The sequence below is a fragment of the Gammaproteobacteria bacterium genome (assembly GCA_022340215.1).
GTDB lineage: Bacteria > Pseudomonadota > Gammaproteobacteria > JAJDOJ01 > JAJDOJ01 > JAJDOJ01.
On record JAJDOJ010000260.1, the window covers coordinates 1 to 3788 of the forward strand.

Annotated in this window: 3 protein-coding genes and 1 pseudogene; 1 reads left to right on the forward strand and 3 read right to left on the reverse strand. The window is 59.2% G+C overall.

Annotated features, from left to right (window positions below):
* Positions 1-620: pseudogene (locus LJE91_17695) on the reverse strand (transposase).
* Complete coding sequence (locus LJE91_17700) at positions 548-1267, reverse strand: LysR family transcriptional regulator (GenBank protein MCG6870496.1); 720 nt, start codon at positions 1265-1267, stop codon at positions 548-550. Before LJE91_17700 ends, LJE91_17695 begins: the two are co-directional and overlap by 73 nt.
* Before the next feature lie 65 nt (positions 1268-1332).
* Between LJE91_17700 and LJE91_17705 the strand changes: the two genes are divergently transcribed.
* Positions 1333-3090, forward strand: coding sequence for an arylsulfatase (locus tag LJE91_17705; protein MCG6870497.1), 1758 nt, complete (start codon positions 1333-1335; stop codon positions 3088-3090).
* Between the two features lie 367 nt (positions 3091-3457).
* On the opposite strand, the gene LJE91_17710 is transcribed toward LJE91_17705, so the two are convergent.
* The coding region (locus LJE91_17710) for a transposase (GenBank protein ID MCG6870498.1) at positions 3458-3788 on the reverse strand (331 nt) is incomplete at its 5' end.

A 3788-nucleotide genomic window follows, 5' to 3' on the forward strand; every position in this document is an offset into this window, starting at 1 on the left:
TGTAGCAACTGCAGCGTGGCTCCCGCGGGACCCGCGCTCTGGATCACCGACTTGCGCAGCTTCGCGTTGGGGGCCAGCACCCCACAGTAGCGATGCTTGTGCAGTCGCGGCGGCGTGACCAGCTTCGACAGCCGATCGAGCAGCTCCAGCGGCGTGAGGATCAACTCCATCCGCCCATCGACGGTGGGCTTGCGCAGCCGATAGACCAGCGTCTCGTCGTTCAGCCGGCCCAGGCGTTCCTGACTCAGGGGCGGTCTTGCACAGTAGCGCACCAGACGCTCGAGGCCCTGCCGATCCCAGGCGGGTAGGTTGACCGACGCATCGACGGACCAGCCACCCGCATGCTCGGGTGTATCGAGGATGTGGCCCGCCGCAGTGTCGAGATGTCCATGACGAAGCAGCCAGCGCACTCGCTTCGGTACCGACACGACCCACTGCCGATACGGGACCCGAGGCAGGACCTGGTCAACCAGATGCGCGGCCGTCTCTACCATCCGGCGCGTGGCGCAGGACGGACAGAGATCTCTTCCCTTGCAGGAGAAGGCGATCAGGAAGTCGTGGCCACAGCCGTCGCAGTACGCTCGGGCGAAGCCGTGGGCCAGGATGCCGCACTCAAGGTAGTCGCGAAGCGCTTTCTCGACGTGGAGAGGCGTGCCGTAATGGGCAGTGGAAATCTCGCCGTGAACACCACGGGCCACTCCATGTTCTTCTTGAATGTGAGGCCCCCTGCATCAAGCAGCCGATGGCCTCGCCTCACCATCGGACTGCCTTGGTGGCGGGCAAGCGGTAGGGATTCCAGGTCCCTGTCCTTGACCTCGCTCGCCTCGCAAATGGCGAAATCCACACGCCGGTCACGCAGTTTGCGAATGGCGTCCACCCAGTTATCCACGGCGATGTTGAAGTGACGTTCCGGCCATTTCCTGAGCATGGACGCCACGGCGGGTCCCACGATCATTCCAGCGGGGTAGGGTCCCGCCGACAACCGGAGCCCCGTCTGCACACCCGTTCCCACGCCGCCAACTTCGCGCATCAGGTCGTCGGTCTGTGAGAGGATCACCTCGGCCCGTTTCAACAGCAGTTGCCCGGCGTCGGTCGGTTCCACGCCACTTCGCAGCCGCTCGAACAAGGGCAGCCCCATCCGGTCCTCCAGCGCCTGGATGTTCCGGGTCAATGCCGGCTGGCTCATGTGCAGGGCCTTCGCCGCCCGGGCGACGTTCCGATGCTCCGCCAGGGCGAGCGCATGTGCGAGATGACGGAGTTCAATCATGATGCGTTCTGGTTATCGTAAGCATAGCCATTTTGCAATTCCCTTATCGCCGCATCTTATGATAAATGCTACCCTATCTTGCGGATATTTCTGGCAGGAAAGTCGAGATAGACGGAAAACAAACCAGAAAGCGAACCAACAATATGAAATATAGAGCCACCAAATACGGGCTGACATTGCTGGCAGTCGGAGCCGCGCTGATAAGCGTGATCAATCCTGCCCACGCGGCGGATAAAAAGAAACCGAACGTCGTCATCCTCATGGCCGACGACGTCGGCTGGAATGACTTCGGTTGTTACACGGGCGGCGGCGCTGCACTCGGGCACCCGACACCGAACATCGACCGGGTCGCCAAAGAAGGCGCGATGTTCACCTCCTGGTATGGCCAGGCGAGCTGCACGGCCGGGCGGGCCTCGTTTATGACCGGGCGCATTCCGATCCGCTCGGCCCTCTCGGTTGTCGTAGTTCCCGGTGATCGGAACGGCCTCAAAGCCGAAACGCCGACCATCGCCGAATTCTATAAAGAGAACGGCTATTCCACTTACTACTCGGGCAAATGGCACCTCGGTGACGTGGCCGAGTTCTACCCGATCGAACACGGCTTCGACGAGATGAAGCATTTCGGCGCCTACTACCCCGGCGTTTATGCCTACAGCGATACCTCGCCCGATGCGCACCCGTGGTTCCCGAAATACAACGCGGCGTATTGGGACGAATACCAGAACATCGTTAACCTGTTTGAATGGTCGGGCGTGGCAGGCCAGCCGGCGGTCAAGGGCGAAGTGATCACCTTGGACAATCTCGACGAGTTCGATATGCGGCAGACCGATTCGGCAGTCGAATACATCAAAATGCATGCCAATGACGACAAACCATTCTTCATGGACGTGAACTTCATGAAGCTGCACCAGCCAACTCGTCCGGCCAAACAATTTGTCGGCAAAACGCACCTCGGTAATTACTCGGATTCGGTGATGGAGCTGGACTACAACATCGGTCGGATCATGGACACCATTCGCGCCGAAGCGCCGAACACGATCGTGGTGATTACGGCCGACAACGGAGCTTGGCAGGATGCTTTTCCCGATGCCGGAACCCATCCGTACCGCGGTGAAAAGGGATCGGCATTCGAGGCTGGCTGGCGTGTTCCGGGGATTATGTGGGCACCCGGCAAGATTCCGGCAGGGCAGAATCTGCATGAGATGATGTCGCACATGGACGTTTGGCCCACCACAGCCAGTATGGCTGGGCTAACTCCGCCGCCGCACGGCGCGTGGAAAGACGACAACGGAAATCCGATCTACTTCGACGGTGTTGACAACACTGCCTACGTGACCGGCAAAGACATGCATTCGGCACGCGACTCTTGGATCTACATTGATGGCGAAAACTTCAAAGGTGTACGCGCCGATATTGGGGGCGACCCTGATGAGCCGTGGATCAGGATCGCCTGGAAGATGCTCTACACATCGAAAGACACCTGGATGGGTCCGGAGCTGAACATGGGAGCTGTCCCATCGCTCTACAACCTGACTCTGGACCCGTTCGAGAAGTACGACTTGATGTTCAACGGTGCGGTCCCGACACGCAATCCAACATCATCGCCCGGTCGCTATGCCGGCATGGATAATGGCTGGGCCCTTTCGTTGTGTGACGAGCCGCTGATTGCTTTCAACAAATCGATCATTAAGTATCCCAACATCAAACGGTTCCCAGGCGGAGCGTCCACCGACCTGTTGCCAAATCTCCAGGACCCGGGTAATCCGGTCCCGGCCATGGGCGCAGACGGGAACGGCGTGAAGAAAACGATCCGAGCACACTAGTATAAATGGAAGTGCTACAGTGAAACACGCGGGCCGCTTTCTTAATTGGAAGCGGCCCGCAACTTCACCAGTGAAACCCACCGGGAGACCGGGTCGGCGACTGGATGGGACAGCAACGCGACAACGCGGCAACGCGGGCAGTCTTGGCTTGCGATGACGCACACGATTAGCGAAACTCCGACGACACCAGACCACTCCTCCCAAATTGACACTGAACAAAACATCATGAACAAAGTTCAAACATTCAAACATTGCCTGGCCACTCTCGCCTGTTTCACTGCGCTCCTTTGCACCGCCGGACGTTCGTGTTTCATCACTGGCCAGACGGTGTCCCTACCATTGATCCCATCCGGCCTCGAATCCACGGTTACGCCGCCTCTCGATAGTAGCGGTGATGGAGTCCACCGACCATGGAACGCTGCCTGATCGGCCCAATATCTGGAGGCTCGACCTCGCGCGGAATGGGACAGTCCTTCGCCAATCCGAGATGCGTGCGGTCCCTGTTGTAGTATTCGACGTACCCGCGCAAAACTCGATGCAAGTGCGGCTCTCTCATGATGATCAGGTGGTCGAGGCATTCCCGCCGGACCGTTCCGATCAGCCGCTCTATATATGGATTCTGCCAGGGAGACCGGTACGCGGTGGAGCAGTCCTCAATCTCCAGCGCCTTCACCTGTGAAGTGAAGTTCCAGCCATAG

Excerpts from the sequence above, each read along its gene's own strand:
- LJE91_17705 (MCG6870497.1), top strand. The coding sequence starts at position 1,333 with ATGCTACCCTATCTTGCGGATATTTCTGGCAGGAAAGTCGAGATAGAC.
- LJE91_17700 (MCG6870496.1), bottom strand. The coding sequence starts at position 1,267 with ATGATTGAACTCCGTCATCTCGCACATGCGCTCGCCCTGGCGGAGCAT.